Consider the following 19,613-nt stretch of genomic DNA (forward strand, 5'->3'; position numbering starts at 1 on the left):
TAAAGTTGAGTGGTGTCCGGGGTGGTGGGCCAGGGAGGGTCGGACAGCCCCTACGGCTGGCTGTAGCCGTCCAGGAAGCGCCCGATCCGCGTCACCGCGTCCGCCAGGTCCGCGGCCGCCGGCAGCGTCACGATCCGGAAGTGGTCCGGCTCGTGCCAGTTGAAGCCCGTCCCGTGCACGACCATGATCTTCTCGGCCCGCAGCAGGTCCAGGACCATCTGCCGGTCGTCCTTGATCTTGTAGACGTTCGGATCGAGACGCGGGAACAGGTACAGCGCGCCCTTCGGCTTCACGCACGTCACGCCCGGGATCTGCGTGAGCAGCTCGTACGCCGTGTCCCGCTGCTCGAGCAGCCGCCCGCCCGGCAGCACCAGGTCCTCGATCGACTGCCGGCCCTGGAGTGCCGCGGCCACCGCGTGCTGCGCCGGCATGTTCGCGCACAGGCGCATGTTGGCGAGGATCGTGAGGCCCTCGATGTACGAGGACGCGTGGTGCTTCGGACCGCAGACCGCGAGCCAGCCGGAGCGGAAACCGGCCACCCGGTAGTTCTTGCTCATCCCGTTGAAGGTGAGGACCAGGAGGTCGGGGGCGATCGCGGCGGTCGGGGTGTGCGTCGTGCCGTCGTAGAGGATCTTGTCGTAGATCTCGTCCGAGCAGACCACCAGGCTGTGTCGGCGGGCGATCTCCGTCAGCGAGCGGAGCATCTCGTCGTCGTAGACGGCGCCCGTCGGGTTGTTCGGGTTGATGATCACGATCGCCTTGGTGCGGTCGGTGATCTTCCGCTCGATGTCCGCGAGGTCCGGCATCCAGTCCGACTGCTCGTCGCAGCGGTAGTGCACGGCCGTACCGCCCGCGAGCGAGACCGAGGCCGTCCACAGCGGATAGTCCGGGGCCGGCACGAGGACCTCGTCGCCGTCGTCGAGCAGCGCCTGCATCGACATCTGGATCAGCTCCGAGACGCCGTTGCCGAGGTAGATGTCCTCGACGGAGAGCGGGATGCCCTTCGTCTCGTAGTGGCTCATCACCGCCCGGCGGGCCGAGAGCAGCCCCTTCGCGTCCCCGTAGCCGTGCGCCTCGGAGAGGTTGCGGAGCACGTCCTCCAGGATGGCGGGCGGACACTCGAAGCCGAAGGCGGCCGGATTGCCCGTGTTCAGCTTGAGGATGCGATGACCCGCAGCCTCCAGCCGCATCGCCTCTTCGAGCACCGGACCCCGGATTTCGTAACAGACGTTGGCGAGCTTCGTGGACTGGATCACCTGCATGACGAGAGCTTACGGCGAGGGCGGGCGCGATGCGGCGTGTTTTGGGACACGTCGGACAGCGGGGCGTGGCGGGGCCGTGCCGACGGGGCTGTCCGGAATGTGTGTGGACTCGCACTGTCTTTACGTGCTCTCTACAATGCGCGCCCATGAGCCACCAGGACAACAGCGTCTTCGTCGACGCCTCGGGGCGACGCGGCCGCACGGTGCGGTGGGCGGCGGCCGGAGTCGGCGTCGCCTGCCTCGGCTTCCTCGCCGTCGTCATCGCCGGATCCTTCGGCGCCGGACCGGCGGGAGGCCCGCTGCCCTGGGCGGACGACGAGAAGCCGGACGCGCCCGCGCTCATCCAGCCGGACGCCACGGCGTCCGGGGACTCCGACTCCGACGGCACGTCGAAGCGCCCGGCGACGCCGCGCGCCGGCGACGGGGCCGCCTCCACGGACCCGGCCACCCCCGGCGCGGAGAGCACGACCCAGACGCCGTCGCCCACCGCCACGACCGCCGCCCCCGCCACGACGGACCCCGCCCCGACGGCGACCACGACCGCCAAGCCGGGCAAGGCCGGCCAGGCGCCGGGCGCGACGAAGCGCCCGAAGTGACGAGCGACCGGCGCGGAGCGGGAGACCACGGGTACGAGTACGGTCACGCGGGTCCGCACGGGGAGGGGCAGGGGTACGGATACGTGCCCGGGGCCCCGGAGCCGTACGGGTACGAGGGGGGCGAGACGTTCGCGGCCCCGGGGCAGGAGCCGCAGCCGTACGCGGAGCACGGTCCGTACCCGACGTACCCCTCGTACCCGGAGCAGACGCCGTACGTCCGGCAGACCCCGTACGGCGAGGAGTCGCCGCAGGGCGGGCACGCGCCGTACGGCTCGTACCCCTCGCCCGCGGAGGGGAGCCCGTACCCCTCTCCCGCGGAGGGGAGCCCGTACTCCTCGCACGCCGAGCAGAGCCCGTACTCCTCGCACCCTTCGCACCTGGAGCAGAGCCCGTACGCCGAGCACAGCCCGCCGGTCGAGCGCGCCCCGTACCGGGAGGACATCCCGTACGACGCTCCCGCCAGGCCCGCCCCGCCCGCCGCCCCCCGCACGCGGCACGCGCTGCGGCGTGACCCGCGGGCGCACTGGGCCATGCTCTGCCTGATCCTCCTCGTCGCCGCCACCGCGCTCGTCTTCGCCGGCTACAGCCGCCACGAGATAGCCGCCACCGGCGCCCCGCCTGCGTCCTGCCCGACCACCCCCGCGAGCCGCGGCGAAGGCCCCGTCGTCCAGGTGGACCAGAACGGCATCGTCCGCAGCGCCACCCCGCCCGACGGCACCGTCGCCCTCACCTACGACGGCGGGCCCTCCCCGGAGTGGACCCCGCGCCTGCTCGACGTCCTCGCCGCACACCACGCGAAGGCGACCTTCTTCCTGACCGGCGCCGAGGCCGCCGCCCACCCCGACCTCGTCCGCCGCATCGTCACCGACGGCCACGAGCTCGGCTCGCACACGTACACCGACGTCGACCTCGCCCAGGTCTCGGACACCCGCGCCGACCTGGAGCTCTCCTTCACCCAGAACGCGCTCGGCGCGAGCACCGGCCTCGGCACCCGTCTGCTGCGGCTGCCCCACACCACCGGGCTCGCCACGTACTGCGAGGACCAGTGGGAGGCCGGGCGCCGGGTCGCGAAGGCCGGCTACGTCCTGGTCGCCGCCGACGGGAAGTCCGTCCTCCAGCTCACCGGCTCCCCGCAGGCCGCCGAGGAGACCGAGAAGCTCCTCGCCCGCCCCGGCGGCAGCACCCGGTACACCTCCGTCGGCCAGGCCCTCGGCCTCACCGAGACCACCTACCACGTCTCGACGCTCGCCGAATGGAAGGGCGCCGCCTTCGTCCAGGCCCAGAACGCGTCCCGGGCCTTCGCCGACGCCATGACCTGGCTGCTCGTCGCCGCCGGCGTCATCACCGCCGTCCGGCTCGCCCTCCTGATCGGCGTCGCCCGCCTCCACGTCCGCCGCACCCGGGCCAAGCGCCGCCGCGGCGCACCCCGGCTGCCTCCCGTGACCGAGCCCGTCTCGATCCTCGTGCCCGCCTACAACGAGGAGGCCGGGATCGAGGCGACCGTCCGCTCCCTGCTCGCCTCCACGCACCAGGACATCCAGGTCGTCGTCATCGACGACGGCTCCTCCGACCGCACCTTCGAGATCGCCGAGTCCATCGACGACCCGCGGGTGATGGTGGTGCGCCAGCCCAACGCGGGCAAGGCCGCCGCCCTCAACACCGGCCTCGCCTGGGCCCACCACGACCTCGTCGTGATGATCGACGGCGACACCGTCTTCGAGCCCGACGCCGTCCGCCGCCTGATCCAGCCGCTCGCCGACCCCCGCGTCGGCGCGGTCAGCGGCAACACCAAGGTCGGCAACCGGCAGGGCGTCCTCGGCCGGTGGCAGCACCTGGAGTACGTGATCGGCTTCAACCTCGACCGGCGCATGTACGACGTCCTGGAGTGCATGCCCACCGTCCCCGGCGCCATCGGCGCCTTCCGCCGGGGCGCGCTCGCGGGCGTCGGCGGGGTCAGCGAGGACACCCTCGCCGAGGACACCGACCTCACGATGGCGCTCTGCCGGGCCGGCTGGCGCGTCGTGTACGAGGAGTCGGCGATCGCCTGGACGGAGGCCCCGTCCACCGTCCGCCAGCTCTGGAAGCAGCGCTACCGCTGGTGCTACGGCACCCTCCAGGCCATGTGGAAGCACCGCAGGGCGGTCGTCGAGGGCGGCCAGTCCGGCAAGCTCGGCCGCCGCGGCCTCCTCTACCTGCTGCTCTTCCAGACCGTGCTGCCGCTGCTCGCCCCGCTCGTCGACGTCTTCGCCGTCTACGGACTGCTCTTCCAGGACCCCGGGCAGGCCCTCGGCGTCTGGCTCGGCTTCACCGCCGTCCAGGTCGGCACGGCCGTGTACGCGCTCCGCCTGGACCGCGAGCGGTTCGAGCCGATCTGGACGCTGCCGCTGCAGATCGTCGTCTACCGCCAGCTCATGTACCTGGTCGTCGTCCAGTCCGTCGTCACCGCACTCCTCGGCAGCCGGCTCCGCTGGCACCGCATGCAGCGCACCGGCACCGCGACCGAGACCCTGGACCGTACCGCCGCCGTGGGGCAGTCCACGGCGGGGTAGGTTGGCACGTCATGTGGGTTTTCAGTGCGTCCGGATGCCGATGGCTCGGTGCGGGCGGGTCGCTCGCCGTCGCCGTCGGCGGGTACGCGGCCGGCACCCTTCCGGTCCTCGGCGGCGGGCCCCTGTGGGAGCCGCGCGGCTCCGCGGTCGCGGTGGGCGGCGCGGTCCTGGCGACCCTCGGCCTGACCCTGCTCGTCGCCGCCTGGTGGCGTTACGGCGTCCTCCTCGCCCGCGGCCTGCGGGACGGGGTCCTCGCGACCCTCGCCTGCTGGACCGCGCCGCTGCTCCTCGCCCCGCCGCTGCACAGCGCCGACGTCTACAGCTACATCGCCCAGGGCGCGATGGTCCTCGAAGGCCACGACGTGTACGGGGCCGGGCCCGCCGTCCTCGGCCCCGGCGACCTCGGGGCGGACGCGGCGGCGAGCGTCGGCGGGAACTGGACCCACACCCCCGCCCCGTACGGACCCGCCTTCCTGCTCCTCGCCGCGGGGGTCGTGAAGCTGACCGGCGGGGCGGTCGTGCCCTCCGTCCTCGGCCTGCGGCTCGTCGCCCTCGGCGCGCTCGCCCTGATCGTCTGGGCCGTACGCGGGCTCGGCGGTGGCGGCGGCGGTCGGGACGGGGCGCTCTGGCTGGCCGCCCTCAACCCGCTGCTCCTCGTCCACGTCGTCGGCGGCATGCACAACGACGGCCTGATGATCGGCCTCATGTTCGGCGGCGTCCTGCTCGCCACGCGCGGCCGGTGGGTGCTCGGCAGCGTCCTCGTCGGCCTCGCGATGATGGTCAAGTCGCCGGCGGCGGTCGCGCTCCTCTTCATCGGCGTGCTCCTCGCGCGCGGTGGCGGCGTACGGGGGCTGGTGAAGGGCCTCGTCCTGCCGGGGGCCGTCGCGGGCGCCGTGGCCGCCGGGGCGTCGGTCCTCGCGGGGACCGGGTTCGGGTGGCTGCGGACCCAGAGCGTCGCCGCGGCCATCCACACGCCGCTGTCCCTGACGAGCGACCTCGGCCTCGGGCTCGGGCTGCTCCTCGGGGGCGAGGCGGAGCCCGTGAAGGGGATCGTGCAGAAGCTGGGGCTGCTGCTCGCTGTCGGGGTCATTGCGGCGCTCGCCTGGCGGGCCTACCGGGGGCGTCTCGACCCCGTCCTCGGGCTCGGGCTCTCGCTGGTCGCGCTCGTGGCGCTGTCGCCGATGGTGCAGCCGTGGTACGTGCTGTGGGGGACGGTTGTTGTTGCGGGTGTCGCGTGGCGGAGTCGGGCCGGGCAGGTGTTGGCGGTCGTGACCGCCGCGTTCGTCTACGAGACGCAGCCGTCGGGGCACACGCCCTGGTACGGGTTCGTGCTGGCGGGGCTCGTACTGGTCGTCGGGCTGGTCTGGGTGCGGCGGGAGCCGTGGGTCCTCGGAGCCGGCGGTCTTGCCGAAGGTACCGTTCCGCCCCAGCGCACGGGCGGTCCACGGCCGGTGGTGGTCCGCGACTCAGCGGGCCTGCGTCCGCCGGATTGACCGGCCCGCGAGGGTGTCCGTTCTCCTCCCGTCCTCCATGACGAACTTTCCGTCGATCAGGACGTGCGGGATGCCCACCGGCAGGGTGCGTGGGTGTTCGTACGTCGCGCCCGGGGCGATCGTCGTCGGGTCGAAGAGGACCAGGTCCGCCACGTAGCCCTCCCGGACCAGGCCCCGGTCCGGGAGGCGGAGGCGGGCCGCCGGGCGGGAGGTCAGGTGGGCGACGCACTCCTCCAGGGAGAGGACGCCCAGCTCGCGCACGTACCGCCCCAGGTACTGCGGGAACGTGCCGTACGCGCGCGGGTGCGGCTTGAGGCCCTGGAGGATGCCGTCCGAGCCGCCCGTGTGCACCCGGTGGCGCATGATCGACCGGACGTTCTCCTCGTGACCCACGTGCTGGAGGATCGTCGTGCCGAGGCGGTCCTCCAGGAGGAGCCGGCGGGCGGTGGGCCAGCCGTCGACGCGGCGCCCCACGTGCTCCGTCAGGGCGGGCGCGGTGACTCCCGAGATCTCGATCGTCGCCCAGTCGACCGGCACCCCGTGGCAGCCGTCCGAGCCGAGCTCCTCCAGGTGGCGCCGGATCCGTTCCGCCGTCGCGTCGTCGCGGAGCCGGGCCAGGGCCGCTTCCGGGCCGCCCTCGCTCGCCCAGCTCGGGAGCAGCGCGAGCAGGGTCGTACTGCCCGGGGTGTACGGGTACGTGTCGAGGCTGATGTCGGCGCCCGCGTCGAGGGCCGCGTCGAGGAGGGCCAGGAGCTCCGGGGCCCTGCCCTCGTTCACGCCGAAGTTCATGGTGGCGTGGGCCAGGTGCAGGGCGCAGCCCGCCTCCCGGGTGAGCGCCACCATCTCCTCGTACGCGCGCAGCGCCCCCGCCCCGTACGAGCGGTGGTGCGGGCAGTAGTAGCCGCCGTACTCCGCGACGACCCGGCACAGCTCGGTGAGCTCGGCGTCCGGGGCGTACATGCCGGGGGTGTAGGTGAGGCCGGAGGACATGCCGACCGCGCCCTGTTCCAGGCCCTCGGCGACGAGCCGCCGCATGCGGTCGAGCTCGGGCGCCGTCGCCGGGCGGTCCTCCCAGCCCATCGCGTACATGCGGACCGTGCCCTGGGGGATCAGGTACGCGGCGTTGACCGCGATCCCCCGGTCGAGCCGGTCCAGGTACTCGCCGACCGTGCGCCAGTCGAGGTCGATGGTCGTGTCCCCGGGCGCACCGCCGTTCCAGCCGGTGATCGCCCGGCGGACCTCGTCGAGCGTGCGGTCGTCGACGGGGGCGTACGACAGGCCGTCCTGGCCCAGGACCTCCAGGGTCACGCCCTGCGCGGCCTTCGCGCTGTGGTCCGGGTCGCGGAGCAGCGCGAGGTCGCTGTGGGCGTGCATGTCGATGAAACCGGGGGAGAGGACGAGGCCCTCGGCGTCCAGGACGCGGCGGGCGGTCGGCCGCTGGCAGCCGGCCGCCGCGGCCTCCTTGACGATCGAGACGATCCGGCCGCCCTCGATGCCGACGTCGGCCCGGTAGGAGTCGCCGCCGCTGCCGTCGACGACCTCCGCGTCACGGAAGACGAGATCCATCACCCCGGCCCTCCCTCGCTCCTAGAAGAACGTGCGGATGTGGTCGACCACCGTGCCGTCCGCCTCGACGAGCGGGATCAGCTGCCACTTGTCGAAGATCGTGCAGGGGTGGGACAGGCCCATCCCCACCCAGTCGCCGACCTCCAGGTCCGCGCCCGGTTCGGTGGCGAGCCAGGCGTGCTGGTCGGAGAGGCCCGTGACGGTGATGCCCTCCGCGGGGCGGATCTCCCCCGTGCGCGCGTCGCGGACGATCTGCGCCTCGGGGAGGTGCAGATCGTGGGCGGCATCGCGCTTGCCGGCGTTGGTGAAGGCCTGCCCGTCCGTGGGGCGGGACACGACCTGCGACCAGAGCCGGAACGCGGGCTGGAGCGCGCCCTCCTCGGGGATCCGGTTGAAAGGGGTGCGGTTGCGGTACTGGCCGTCGTCGTGGGAGACGTACGCGCCGGAGCGCAGCAGCTTCAGGACCGGGAGGGAGAAGTCGGGGATCTCCGCGAAGACCTCGGCGACCGTGTCGAACCACTCGCTGCCGCCCGCGCTCACGACGATCTCGCCGATCGCCGGGTCGAAGCGGTCGGCCTTGTCGAAGTCGGCGGCGAGCCCGACGAGGCGGTGCAGCCACTCCCGCACGCTGTCGGCGTCGGCGCCGGGCATCGTGCCCTCGTACCCGGCGACGCCGACGAGCCGCAGGGTGGGGGCGGCCGCGACGGCGTCGGCGACGGCCGCGCACTCCGCCTCGGTCCGTACGCCCGTCCGCCCGGTCGCGCCGGCGGCCAGCTCGACGACGACGTCGACGGGGCGGGCCGCGCCGGCTGCCCGCAGGGCCTCGTCCATCAGCTCGACGCCGCGCACGGAGTCGACGTAGCAGATGAGCTGGAAGGCGGGGTCGGCGTCGAGTTCGGCGGCGAGCCAGCGCAGCGCGACCGGGTCGACGACCTCGTTGGCCAGGAAGATACGGGCGATGCCGTGGGCGCGGTAGACGCGGGCCTGGTGGGGGACTGCGGCGGTGATGCCCCAGGCGCCGTGCTCCAGCTGCCGGTCGAAGAGCTGGGGGGCCATGGAGGTCTTGCCGTGCGGGGCGAAGGCCAGGCCGTGGCGCTCGGCGTAGGTCTCCAGGAGGCGGAGGTTGTGCTCGACGGACTCGGCGGAGAGGGCGAGGACCGGGGTCGTGTAGCCGCCGGTGAAGAGGTTGCGCCGCTGGGCGGAGAGCTCGCCGACGGTCAGGCCCTCGGCGTCCGGGGGCAGGGCCTTGAAGCGGTGGTCGACGCGCTCGTTCGCCAGGTCGGGCGTGCGCGGCATGAGGCCTCCTCGTCGTGGGCGTTGCGTCGTGTGCAACACTCGTTGCGCATGGTGCTGATGGCTGTCTAACATCCGGGCCGAGGCCGGGTCAATGAACCCGTACGAGTCCGAGGGAGCCCGAGAGTGAGCGGACCCGCGCGCGTGTCGGCGACCCCGGACGTCGTCTGTCTCGGCGAGTCCATGGTGACCTTCCTGCCCACCCGGCCGGGCCGCCTCGCCGACGTCCCCTCCTTCACCCGCGCGATCGGCGGCGCCGAGTCGAACGTCGCCTGCGCGCTGGCCGCCGCCGGGCACCGGGTGCGGTGGGTCGGGCGCGTCGGGCGGGACGGCTTCGGCGACCACCTCGTCGAGACGATCGCGGGGTACGGGGTCGACGTCGGCGCGGTGGGCCGCGACCCGCACCGTCCGACGGGCGCCTACTTCCGTACGGACGAGGACCGGGCGAGCGAGGCGCACGAGGTCGTCTACTACCGGGCCGGGTCGGCCGCCTCCGCGATGTCGCCCGCGACCGTCCCGTACGCCTCCGTCGCCGACGCGCGGATCCTCCACCTCACCGGCATCACGGCGGCGCTCTCCTCGGACTGCCTGGCCCTGATGCGCGAGCTCACGGCCCCGCGGCCCGGTCGGCCGCTGGTCTCGTTCGACGTGAACCACCGGGCGGGGCTGTGGCGCTCCGGCCGCGCGCCCGGGGTGCTGCTCGAACTGGCGCGGCGGGCGGATGTGGTGTTCGTGGGCGCGGACGAGGCGGAGGTGCTGTGGGGTGTGGCGGACCCGGCCGGGGTCCGTGCGGTGCTGCCGGAGCCGGCGGTGCTGGTGGTGAAGGGGGGTGGGGCGGGGGCGGTGGCGTTCGAGCGCTGCGCGGCCTCTTTCCCCACCCCTCCCCCTACGCCTGGCGGCGTGGGGGGACCCCCACTTCCCGAACTGGGGGCAAGCCCCCAGCCCCCCGTACGGCCTTCGGCCGTGCCCTCAAACGCCGGGCGTGCTGGAAATCCAGCCCCGCCGGCGTTTGAGGCGCGGGGGTCCGGGGGCGGAGCCCCTGGTTACGGGAAGGGGCGGGGTGGGGGAGAAGCCCCGCGCACCGACACCGTCACCCCCGCCCCCTCCCCCCGCGTCACCGTCGTCTCCCCCGTCGGGGCCGGGGACGCCTTCGTCGCCGGGTTTCTGTCCGGGACCCTCCGCGGGCTCGGCATGGGCGCGCGGCTGCGCCACGGGCATCTCGCCGCCGCCGCCGCGCTCACCGTGCCCGGGGACTTCGCCGCGCCGCCCCGCAGGGAGCACGCCGACCGGCTGGCAGCGCTCGACGACGCCGCCTGGGGCACACTTCACCTCGGCCCCGGCTGGACGGGGGACGACCAGGAGGTACGTACGCCATGAGCCAGACCGTCGACCGGGCGCTCAGCATCCTGCCGCTGCTCGCCCAGGGACCCGCCGATCTCGGGCAGGTCGCCGAGCGGCTCGGCGTGCACAAGTCCACCGCCCTGCGGCTGCTGCGCACGCTCCACGAGCACGGGCTCGTCCACCGGCAGCAGGACCAGCGCTACCGCCTCGGCGCCCGCCTCTTCGCGCTCGCGCAGGAGGCCGTCGAGAACCTCGACGTCCGCGAGATCGCGCACCCCTACCTCATCGAACTCAACGAGCGGATCGGGCACACGATCCACCTCGCGGTGTACGAGGAGGGCGAGGTCGTCTACATCGACAAGGTCGAGTCCCGCTACCCGGTCCGCATGTACTCGCGCATCGGCAAGCCCGTCGCGATCACCGTCGCCGCCGTCGCCAAGCTGCTCCTCGCCGACCTGCCCGAGCCGGAGCGCCGCGCGGTCGCCGCGAAGCTCGACTACCCCCCGTACACGCCCCGTTCGACGCCGAACGCCGCCGCCTTCCTCAAGGAGCTGGCGACCGTACGCGAACAGGGCTGGGCCACCGACCTCGGCGGCCACGAGGAGTCCATCAACTGCGTCGGCGCGCCCATCCGGGGGGCCGACGGGCGGGTCGTGGCCGCGATGTCGGTCTCGGCGCCCAACGTGGTCGTCACGGCCGAGGAACTCCTCACCCTCCTCCCGCAGGTGCGCAGCACCGCGGACGCCATCAGCCGCGAGTACTCCGGCAAGCCTGCTACGAAGGACACCCCATGACCGAGAAGACCGCTCTCACCCCCGCCACCCACACCGCCCCGCCGGCGAAGTTCTCGCACGGCGTCCGGAAGGGCAACATCCTCCAGGTCGCCGGCCAGGTCGGTTTCCTGCCCGCCGTCGAGGGCCAGGCCCCGACGGTCGCGGGCCCGACCCTGCGCGAGCAGACCCTGCAGACCTTCGCCAACGTCAAGGCGATCCTGGAGGAGGGTGGCGCGAGCTGGGACGACGTGATGATGATGCGCGTCTACCTCACGGACGTGGACCACTTCGCGGAGATGAACGAGATCTACAACCAGTACTTCGAGGACCAGAACCTCAAGGCCCCCGCCTCCGCCCGCACCACCGTCTACGTCGGCCTCCCCGCCGGTCTCCTCATCGAGATCGACGCGCTCGCCGTCCTCGACTGAGAAGTGCCCCGGCCGCAGCTGCGGCCGGGGCACCCCCTCACCTACGGGCCGTCAGGCCGCGCAGTACTGCGCCTGCTTGCCGATCGAGCGGTACATGCAGTCCGCGTTCTCCAGGAGCTGGAGGACGGCGTCGCGGTTGCGGCTCGTCTCGCGCTCGATGACCTCGTCGGGCGGGTAGAAGCCGCCGCCGCCGGACGCCGGGTACATCTCGAAGGTGTACGCGAAGATCTTCTGCGCGCCCCACAGGTAGTCGTCGATCGAGCCGTCCGTGATGTACAGGTCGCTGGACTGCTCGGGCGTGTAGCCGTTGCTCGCGGCCATCTTGCCGCCGACGGTCGCGAAGGCGTCGCGGTCGTCCTGGGTCATGCCGGTGGTGGTGTTGGCCGTCGTCCAGCCGAAGGGCCAGAGGACCAGTTCGCTGTACGTGTGGAAGTCGATGGCCGCCGTGATCTGCTGCTTGCCGCCGACGACCCGGGAGCGGACGAAGTCGGCGACGACCTTGACCTCGGGGGCCGACTCGGGGGCCGTGCCCCGGTAGGTCTCGGAGCTCTTCGTGCCGGAGGAGCCGCCGCAGCAGCCCCACTTGTAGTCCCAGTTCCGGTTCATGTCGGTGCCGATGTAGGAGGAGTTGGCGTTGGGCTGGCGGTTCTTGCGCCAGCTGCGGTAGGAGCCGCTCGCGATGTCGTACTCGCCGCCGTCCGGGTTGAGGTCCGGGACGATCCAGATCTCCCGGTTGTTCACCATGCCGGTGATGCGGGAGTCCGTGCCGTAGCCCGCGCCGAGTTCGCGCAGCAGGTAGAGCGCCATCTCGACGGTGAGGTGTTCACGGGCGTGCTGGTGGTGGGTGAAGAGGACCTCGGGCTCGTTCTCGTCGGTGGCGACGTTGTCGCTGATCTTGATGGCGACGATGTCCCGGCCCTGGTACGTCTTGCCGATGACCCGCTTGTTCATGATCGAGGGGTAGGCGGCGAGGCGCTGGTCGATCTCCGCGGTCATCTCGGCGTAGTTGTGGTACTTCGCGTCCGCGGAGGGGAAGTCGAGGGGGCCGGCCGTCTTGTCGGCGTCCGTGTTGCGGTTCGGCGGCCCGGGGAGCGCGACCGGCTCGTAGCCGAGGGCCTTGAGGCGGGCGAGCTGTTCGGTGTTGGCGCTGACGACGACCGAGCGGGCGTCGACCTCGTCGATCGAGACGCCGGTGATGGTCAGCGCGCTGCGGGCGGCCGGGGTGGACGGTCCGGCGATCTCGTACTGCCGGATCACCTCCTCGGCGCCGGACGCGATACGGGCGGCGGTCGGCGCCGGGTCGGCCCCGGCGGGGGTGCTGAGGGCGGAGAGGGGCGCCGCGAGGGCGAACGCCACGAGGGCCGCGAGGGTGGCGGTCCTTCTGCCGCGGAGGGGACGTCGCATGGTGTCTCCTGGGTGGGGAGTGTGGGGGAGTGCGACCGAGCCAAGTCGTGCGGTTGCCCGGGGGTGTGACTGCATGGCAGATGACGTTCCCCGGGTACGTGCCTGTCCGGCCACATGGTCCGGCTATGTCATGGACCGGTCAAGACGGCGAGTTCGGCCATACTGTCCCGCGTGGGGACCCGAATCGGTAGATACGTCATCGAGCACAAGCTAGGCGAAGGAGGCATGGGCACCGTCTATCTGGCCCGATCGCGCGGCGGGCGCGCCGTCGCCGTCAAGGTCGCACGGCCGGAACTCGCCTCCGACCCGTCCTTCCGCGCCCGCTTCCGCGCCGAGGTCGCCGCGGCCCGGCAGGTCGGCGGCTTCCACACCGCGCAGGTCGTCGACGCCGACCCCGAGGCGGAAGCCCCCTGGCTCGCCACCGCCTACATCCCGGGCCCCACCCTCTCCGGACTCCTCACCGACCGGGGCCCCATGGACGAGGCCCGGCTCCGCTCGCTCGGCGCCGCGCTCGCCGAGGCCCTGGAGGCCATCCACGCCTGCGGGCTCGTCCACCGCGACCTCAAGCCCGGCAACATCGTCATGGCCGCCGACGGGCCGCGCGTCCTCGACTTCGGGATCGCCCGCGCCCTGGAGTCCACCCGGCTCACCGCCACCGGCAACGCCTTCGGCACCCCCGGCTACCTCGCCCCCGAACAGGCCCTGGGCGAGGAGGTCACCGGCGCCGCCGACGTGTTCGCGCTCGGCGCCGTCCTCGTCGCCGCCGCGGGCGGACGGCCCTTCGGGGAGGGGACCCCGATGGGGCTCATGTACCGCTCGGTGCACGAGGCCCCCGACCTCGGAGCCGTACCCGAGGCGCTGCGCTCTCTCGTGGGGCGCTGCCTCGCCAAGGACCCCGCCGAACGGCCCACACCGGACACCATCATGGACGAGCTGGCGGGGACCTCGCACGAGCCCGAGGCGGCGCCTTCCGCGTCGCCGGTGGTCGCCGCGTCTCCGGTGACCCCCGCGCCTCCGGTGGTCCCGGATCCCCGGGTCGCGTCGGGGCCCGTCGACGCCACGCCCGCCGACGCCGTCCCGCCGCTTCCCGGGCCCGGGGTGCCCCCGCGGGCCGCCGGTGTCCAGGACGCCGTGCCCGTGCCCGTACCGGCGCCCGCGCCCGTCCCCGTACCGCATCCCGCCTACCTCCACGTTCCCCCGCCGCCCCTCGCCCCGCCGCTGCCCGCCCCGCAGTTCACCGCCGCCGACCGGAACTCCGGTGTCGACGTCGACGGGACCGGCGTGTTCCTGAACTTCTTCGGCGAGGAGGCCGACTTCCTCTGGAGTGAGATCGGGGCCGTACGGTACGAGCGCGTCCGGCGCGACCGGGTGCTGCGCGTCACCGTCACCCTCTACGACGGCTCGGTCTACGACTGCGAGGTCGACGGCCGCAGGGCCGCCCGTGTCGACGAGTGGATCCTGCTGCTGGACCCGGTGCTGCGCCACTACCTGCCCGCCTGAGGAGACGACGCAGCGCCGCCGGGGGAGCGGCGGCGCTGCGCGGGTCCCGGGACCGGGTTCCGCTACGGCAGGTTGTGCACGTGCGGGCCCACCGCGTTCGACCAGGCGTTGCCGGCCGTCGCGTCCCAGTTGGTCGACCAGGTCATGGCGCCGCGCAGCGACGGCCAGGTCTGGGCCGGCTTGAAGGTGCCGCAGCCGGTGCCCCTGGTCAGGCAGTCGAGCGCGTTCTTCACGATCTGCGGGTCGACGTAGCCGCTGCCCGCGCCCCGGGTGGAGGCGGGGACGCCCAGGCCGACCTGGGACGGGTCGAGGCCGCCCTGGAGCTGGATGCAGGCGAGCGCGGTGAGGAAGTCCACCGAGCCCTGGCTGTAGACCTTGCCGTCGCAGCCGAGCATCGAACCGCTGTTGTAGTACTGGGTGTTGATCACCGTGAGGATGTCCTTCACGGCGAGCGCGGTCTTGAAGTACTCCGAGCCGGTGTTCTGCATGTCGATGGTCTGCGGGGCCATCGTCAGGACCATCGAGGAGCCCGCCTTGGCGGAGAGCTGGCGCAGCGCCTTGGTGAGGTACGTGGCGTTGACGCCGTGCTCCAGGTCGATGTCGATCCCGTTGAAGCCGTACTCCTGCATCAGGGCGTACGCGCTGTCGGCGAAGGCGGTCGCGGTGGCGTCACTGTTGATGGTGACGTTGCCCTTCTCGCCGCCGACCGAGAGGATCACGGACTTTCCGGCGGCCTTCTTGGCCGCGACGTCGGCCTTGAAGTCGGCGGTCGAGGCGTAGCCGACGGCCGGGTCGAGGTTGAAGGTGATCTGGCCGGGCGTGGCGGTCGAGTCGGCGAACGAGACCGCGATGATGTCGTACGCGGCCTGGACGTCGCGCAGCTTCTGCTTCGCGGCGCCGTTGTCGAAGTTCTGCCAGTAGCCGGTGACGGCGTGCTTGGGCACGGCCGGGCCGGGGCCCGGGTCGGTGGCCCTGGCGGTGCGGGCCGTCACGGCGGCGGACTTCGCGGACTCGCCCGCGGAGTTCGTCGCGGAGACCTGGAACTGGTACGCGGTGTCGGCGGTGAGCCCGGTGACGGCGGCCGAGGTGCCGGTGACCGTCTGCGGGTTGGCGCCGTCCCGGTACACCTTGTAGGCGGTGGCGCCGTTGACCGCGCCCCAGCTCAGGGCGACGGAGCTGGTGGTGACCGTCCCGGCGGCGAGACCGGCCGGGGTGGCCGGGACGACCGGGTCGGGGTCCTGGCCGCCGCCCCCGTCGGGCCCGAAGACGCTGACGTCGTCGACGAGGTAGGGGGAGGTGCCGTACCAGCCGTGGGTCCAGATCTCGACGGAGGTGGTGCTCGCGCCGGTGGTGAAGGTGGTGGTGAGCTGCTTCCAGGAGGGGCTGTCGGGCGTCCAGGTGGAGACGGTGCCGGTGCCGGTCCCGGTGTTGTTCGCGCCGAGGTAGGCGTAGCCGCCCTGGACCCAGGCGCTCAGCGTGTACGTCGAGTTGGGCTTCACGGTGACGGTCTGCGCGCACTGGGCGTAGTCGAGGCCGGCCGGGGTGGCCTTGAGCGCGCCGGTCCCGGTGCGGACCGGCGAGGAGACGACGGCGCCGCTGCCGGCGGAGCAGGACCAGTTGGTGAGGCCGTTCTCGAACCCGGCGTTCTTGGCGACGTTGACGTCCGCCGCCTGTGCGGTGCCGGCTCCGCCGACGAGGACGAGCCCGGAGCCGACGGCGAGCGCGAGGGCTCCGGCGAGCCGGCGCCGTCCGTGCGGGCGGGGGGTGGTGCGGTCCACGTGCATCCTCCGGTGGGGGAGTTGGGGATGTGGAGGTGCCGTACGTCGTCGTACGGAGGGGAGGTGCGGGGGTACGGGGGTACCTGCGGTGGCCACCGCTGTCGCAACAAGTTGGTCCAGACCAATCGCGTTGTCAATACCTGTGGCGGCAAAGGGCGTTCGGGCGGGAGCCGTGCACGGCGATGACCAGGGTTGTCGGCCGGGCCGCAATAAATGGAGGCAGCTTGGCGGATTGTGTGTTCACCACCCCGCGGGACGTGGATAAGGTGCAGAGACGGCGGCACCCTGCGGTGACGCCGCGAACGCGGTAAGTGAACCGCGGCCCCCGGGGCACCGGAGGCCGGAGGGGACGGGGGGTCCGACGTGCCGACAGCGATCGCCGTCACCGGTGCCGACCTGGTGCTGCCGGCGGCCGACCCCGGGACCCCGCAGGCCGCCGTGCTCCCGCCCCCCGAGAGCCGCCCGCTCGACGCCTCCCTCGCGGACATGCAGCAGCTCCTCGCCCGCTACGGACACGTGGTCGTCGTCTGCCCCACCTCCGCGCCGACCGCCGTCGAGCACCGTCTGCACGCCGTCCGCGCCCTCCTGGAGAGCGACCGCATCGCCCTGGTCAGGACCGACCTGCCGCCCCTCGGCGCGGCCGTCCTCGTCCGCCAGCTGCGGCAGCTCGCCGGCTGCGACTTCAGCCCCGGAGTCCTCGCCTCCGCCGCCCGGCTGCTCGCCCACTACATCTACGCCGGCGCCGTCCTCGGCTCCGTCTCCCGGCTCGACCGCGTCCCCGTCGGCCTCGGCTCCCACCTCAAGAGCTGGCTCCCGGGCGCCCACTTCGCCGTCCTCGCCGGACCGACCCCGCAGATGGTGCGGATCGGAGCCTCGGAAGAACCCCTCGCCGGACCGGAGTTCGCCACCGAGCTCCTCCTCGCCCGCGGCCAGCTCCAGACCGACTGGCCGACCACCACCCTCGTACCCCGCTGGCGGATCCCCGGCCCCGTGCACGAGACGGCCCTGCCCGCGTCCTCGCCCGGCTGGTGGGGCACCGGCAAGCTCGTCGAGTTCGCCGCGTACCTGCCCGACCTGCCCGTCCTCCACCAGCTCGTCTCCTCCGTACGGCGCGAGACCTGCCACTGGTGCGGGATGGACCTCATCGGCGACCGCTGCGGCTTCTGCGCGGCGCCGCTGGCGCCCGTGGCGCCGCCCGACCGGGGGGCGTACGCCGTCGGTCCCGGGCGGCAGGCCCTGGGGCCCGGGCAGCAGTCGGGACCGTACGCGCTCGGGCCGGGGTCACAGGCCGGCGCACCCGCCCGCGCCCTCGGACCCGGCGGCCGGTCCGCCCGCGCCGCGCTGCCGTGAGCGACCCCGTGAGCCCCGGCCCCCGCCGCCACCCCCGCCAACTCCCCACGTCTCCGATCGAGGAAGTACGGCCATGAACTCCCGCCAGCGCCGCGGCGTGATCCTGTTGCTGCTCTCCGTCCTGTGCGCCCTCGGCGCGTTCGCCGGTGTCCTCGCCGTCATCAGCGACGTGAACTCGAAGGTCGGACCGGAGACCACGGCGTACCGGCTCAAGGACGACGTGGCCCCCTACAAGCCGCTGAAGGCGGGCGACTTCGAGAAGATCTCGATGCCGAAGCGCTGGCTCTCCCCGACCGCCGTCACCGACCTCCGTCAGATCGAGGGCCGGATCGCCGTCACCCGGCTCAAGGCCGGCTCGCTCCTCCAGACCGACATGATCGTCGAACGGCCCCAGCTCAAGCCGGGCGAGCAGGAGATCGCGATCATGGTCGACGCCGCCACGGGCGTGGCCGGCAAGATCTACACGGGCTCGACCGTCAACATCTACGCGACCTTCGCCGGCGAGAAGAAGGGCGACCCCGACCAGTCCCGCATGATCGTCGCCGGCGCCCGCGTCCTCGACGTCGGCCGCCTCACCCCGGCCGCCGAGACCAACGACCGGGCCGGCCGGGCCACCTCCACCGTCCCCATCACCTTCGCGCTCTCCACCCTCGACACCCAGCGCGTCGCGTACGCCGAGTCCTTCGCCGAGCACGTACGCCTCGCCCTCGTCGCCCCGTCCGCCGACGGCTCCCAGGGCGGCTCCCCGGCCGACAAGGGCGACCGCACCTACACGCTCGACAAGGACAATTGAATCCTCCCCTCCCTAGCGGGAGGGGATTCCTGGCTCACGTTGGCTGCGGACCGGCGATCCGGCAGCTCTTGCACGATCAGCACCAGCCGGGTTGAGACCAGCCCGGACGAGCATCACACGGGCGGAGTTCTTGTCCCGAGGGGACACGGCTCCGCACGTGGTGCAGGTATAGGTACGTTCTGAGAGAGGTAGCGCGTGCTTGGTTCTCGCTCCGCACTGTGCACAGTCCATGGTGGTGTGCGCGGGGTGCACGAGGCGGACGTCCCGCCCGTGCTTGCGGCCCATCTCGATCAGAGCCGCTTTGGTGGCGCCGATCGCGGCATCCGCCGCCTTGCGCGCCATGGTCGTCTTCGCGAGGAACCTCGGCCGGAAGTCCTCGATGGCCAGGACGTCGTGATCGGATACCACGCGCTTGGCCCACTTGCGGCCGGTGTCCTGCCTCTGCCGGGCGACCTTCTTGTGGAGCTTCGCGGTCTGGCGCTTGGCCTCCCGGTAGCCCTTCGAGGCGGGCCGGCCGGACTTGGGCCTGCGGCGGGCCATCATCCGCTGGTAGCGGGCCAGGCGCTGGGCGGCGTTCTTCCCATGTTGTGCGTGGGGGAGGTCGTAGGCGTCCGAGGTGGTGGTGGCGGTTTCCCTGACACCCCAGTCGATACCGATCGCGCGGCCGGTGGCAGGCAGAGCCTTGACGGTTGTCGCCACGACGAACGATGCGTACCAGTGCCCGAGGCTGTCGCGATGGACGCGGACGGATGTCGGCGGCCCGGGCAGGTCACGGGACCACACCACCGTCAGGCTGATGCCGCCCGCGAGGTGCAGACATCCGTCCTTCAGCCGGAAGCCGCGCAGCGTGTAGTTCAGCGATGGGTCGGTGGTTTTCTTCTTCTTGCTCTTCGGCATCCCGGCGCGCTGCCGTTGCGGCAGCCGGTCCTTGATGTCCTTCAGCGCCTTCGTGCGGGACTTGGCGAAGTCTCGAATAATCTGCTGCTGCGGCACCGAACTGCCCTCTCGCAGCCACCCGTTCGAGGTGCGGGCCTCAGTCAGCATCTTGTCCAGCCGGGCCGGACCGCACGACTCCCCCTCTGCGTACGCCTTCTTCGAGCGGGCGCAGCACTCATTCCAGATCCACCGGCAACGCGCCCACTCCGCGAGCAGCGCGGTGTGGGCAGTCGACGACACGCGAAGCCGGTAGGTGTACCTGGCATGCCCGGTACCCTCGCCCGCTCCCCGCAGTGTCGCCATGGTGTCATTCTGCCACCGTCGAGACGTCAAGGGGTGATTACAGTGGAGTCATGGATGAAGAGAAGCGCATCACGCTCCGGTTGCCCGCTGACCTCCACGCATGGCTGGCCGTCGAGGCAAAGTCCGCCCGCAGGTCGCTCAACTCCGAGATCGTCCATCGGCTGGAGGCGGAGCGCGACGCAGTCGTGGCCGGCGACGCGTCGCCCTGACGGTGATTCACTTACTCCCGTCGCGCTTCGCACGTCTTC

16 protein-coding genes are annotated in these 19,613 nt (G+C 72.7%); 10 read left to right on the top strand and 6 right to left on the bottom strand.

Annotated elements, in window-relative coordinates:
- Positions 1 to 50 precede the first annotated feature (50 nt).
- Complete coding sequence (locus tag ACWGN5_RS04380) at positions 51 to 1,262, bottom strand: pyridoxal phosphate-dependent aminotransferase (RefSeq protein ID WP_369146207.1); 1,212 nt, start codon at positions 1,260 to 1,262, stop codon at positions 51 to 53.
- A 146-nt stretch (positions 1,263 to 1,408) separates the two neighbouring features.
- On the opposite strand from ACWGN5_RS04380, the gene ACWGN5_RS04385 reads away from it, so the two are divergent.
- The 3 genes from ACWGN5_RS04385 (at position 1,409) to mptB (ending at position 5,900) form a co-directional block, all read left to right on the top strand.
- Positions 1,409 to 1,858 carry a hypothetical protein gene (locus ACWGN5_RS04385; RefSeq protein ID WP_453511199.1) on the top strand — a complete coding sequence of 150 codons (450 nt, stop codon included), beginning with the start codon at positions 1,409 to 1,411 and terminating at the stop codon, positions 1,856 to 1,858.
- Positions 1,859 to 2,388: 530 nt separating this feature from the next.
- Positions 2,389 to 4,407 (top strand): bifunctional polysaccharide deacetylase/glycosyltransferase family 2 protein, encoded by a 2,019-nt coding sequence (locus tag ACWGN5_RS04390; protein WP_453511470.1) that lies wholly within the window; start codon positions 2,389 to 2,391, stop codon positions 4,405 to 4,407.
- A gap of 11 nt (positions 4,408 to 4,418) precedes the next feature.
- Positions 4,419 to 5,900, top strand: coding sequence for a polyprenol phosphomannose-dependent alpha 1,6 mannosyltransferase MptB (gene mptB, locus ACWGN5_RS04395; RefSeq protein ID WP_453511200.1), 1,482 nt, complete (start codon positions 4,419 to 4,421; stop codon positions 5,898 to 5,900).
- Here mptB and ACWGN5_RS04400 read toward each other — a convergent pair.
- Positions 5,874 to 7,466 carry an N-acyl-D-amino-acid deacylase family protein gene (locus tag ACWGN5_RS04400; protein ID WP_453511201.1) on the bottom strand — a complete coding sequence of 531 codons (1,593 nt, stop codon included), beginning with the start codon at positions 7,464 to 7,466 and terminating at the stop codon, positions 5,874 to 5,876. The genes mptB and ACWGN5_RS04400 overlap by 27 nt on opposite strands.
- A 21-nt stretch (positions 7,467 to 7,487) precedes the next feature.
- Positions 7,488 to 8,762, bottom strand: a complete 1,275-nt coding sequence (locus ACWGN5_RS04405; RefSeq protein ID WP_453511202.1) for an alanine racemase — start codon at positions 8,760 to 8,762, stop codon at positions 7,488 to 7,490.
- A gap of 123 nt (positions 8,763 to 8,885) precedes the next feature.
- On the opposite strand from ACWGN5_RS04405, the gene ACWGN5_RS04410 reads away from it, so the two are divergent.
- From ACWGN5_RS04410 to ACWGN5_RS04420, 3 genes are read left to right on the top strand one after another with little or no spacing between them, the layout of a single operon-like run.
- Positions 8,886 to 10,136: a sugar kinase gene (locus ACWGN5_RS04410; protein WP_453511203.1), complete on the top strand. Its 1,251-nt coding sequence runs from the start codon at positions 8,886 to 8,888 to the stop codon at positions 10,134 to 10,136.
- Positions 10,133 to 10,894 (top strand): IclR family transcriptional regulator, encoded by a 762-nt coding sequence (locus ACWGN5_RS04415; protein WP_453511204.1) that lies wholly within the window; start codon positions 10,133 to 10,135, stop codon positions 10,892 to 10,894. Before ACWGN5_RS04410 ends, ACWGN5_RS04415 begins: the two co-directional genes overlap by 4 nt.
- Positions 10,891 to 11,301 (top strand): RidA family protein, encoded by a 411-nt coding sequence (locus tag ACWGN5_RS04420; protein WP_453511206.1) that lies wholly within the window; start codon positions 10,891 to 10,893, stop codon positions 11,299 to 11,301. Before ACWGN5_RS04415 ends, ACWGN5_RS04420 begins: the two co-directional genes overlap by 4 nt.
- Before the next feature lie 51 nt (positions 11,302 to 11,352).
- Here the strand turns inward: ACWGN5_RS04420 and ACWGN5_RS04425 are convergent, their stop codons facing one another.
- A complete protein-coding gene (locus tag ACWGN5_RS04425; RefSeq protein WP_453511207.1) occupies positions 11,353 to 12,705 on the bottom strand; it encodes a M14 family metallopeptidase in 1,353 nt (450 codons plus the stop codon).
- A gap of 114 nt (positions 12,706 to 12,819) precedes the next feature.
- Here ACWGN5_RS04425 and ACWGN5_RS04430 point away from each other — a divergent pair, with 114 nt between their 5' ends.
- Positions 12,820 to 14,205, top strand: a complete 1,386-nt coding sequence (locus ACWGN5_RS04430) for a serine/threonine-protein kinase (RefSeq protein ID WP_453511208.1) — start codon at positions 12,820 to 12,822, stop codon at positions 14,203 to 14,205.
- A gap of 62 nt (positions 14,206 to 14,267) precedes the next feature.
- Here the strand turns inward: ACWGN5_RS04430 and ACWGN5_RS04435 are convergent, their stop codons facing one another.
- Positions 14,268 to 15,989 (bottom strand): chitinase, encoded by a 1,722-nt coding sequence (locus tag ACWGN5_RS04435; protein WP_453511210.1) that lies wholly within the window; start codon positions 15,987 to 15,989, stop codon positions 14,268 to 14,270.
- Between the two features lie 357 nt (positions 15,990 to 16,346).
- Between ACWGN5_RS04435 and ACWGN5_RS04440 the strand changes: the two genes are divergently transcribed.
- Together ACWGN5_RS04440 and cpaB are read left to right on the top strand one after the other, a co-directional pair.
- A complete protein-coding gene (locus ACWGN5_RS04440) occupies positions 16,347 to 17,333 on the top strand; it encodes a hypothetical protein (protein WP_453511212.1) in 987 nt (328 codons plus the stop codon).
- Positions 17,334 to 17,406: 73 nt separating this feature from the next.
- The gene (gene cpaB, locus ACWGN5_RS04445) at positions 17,407 to 18,126 is read left to right on the top strand and encodes a Flp pilus assembly protein CpaB (protein ID WP_453511214.1); all 720 of its coding nucleotides are present in this window, start codon (positions 17,407 to 17,409) and stop codon (positions 18,124 to 18,126) included.
- Between the two features lie 12 nt (positions 18,127 to 18,138).
- Here cpaB and ACWGN5_RS04450 read toward each other — a convergent pair whose 3' ends face one another.
- Positions 18,139 to 19,365 (bottom strand): RNA-guided endonuclease InsQ/TnpB family protein, encoded by a 1,227-nt coding sequence (locus ACWGN5_RS04450; RefSeq protein WP_453511216.1) that lies wholly within the window; start codon positions 19,363 to 19,365, stop codon positions 18,139 to 18,141.
- 50 nt (positions 19,366 to 19,415) lie between these two features.
- Between ACWGN5_RS04450 and ACWGN5_RS04455 the strand changes: the two genes are divergently transcribed.
- Positions 19,416 to 19,574 carry a toxin-antitoxin system HicB family antitoxin gene (locus ACWGN5_RS04455; protein WP_453511217.1) on the top strand — a complete coding sequence of 53 codons (159 nt, stop codon included), beginning with the start codon at positions 19,416 to 19,418 and terminating at the stop codon, positions 19,572 to 19,574.
- Positions 19,575 to 19,613: the final 39 nt, after the last annotated feature.

It is taken from the genome of Streptomyces sp. NPDC055815 (assembly GCF_053616475.1).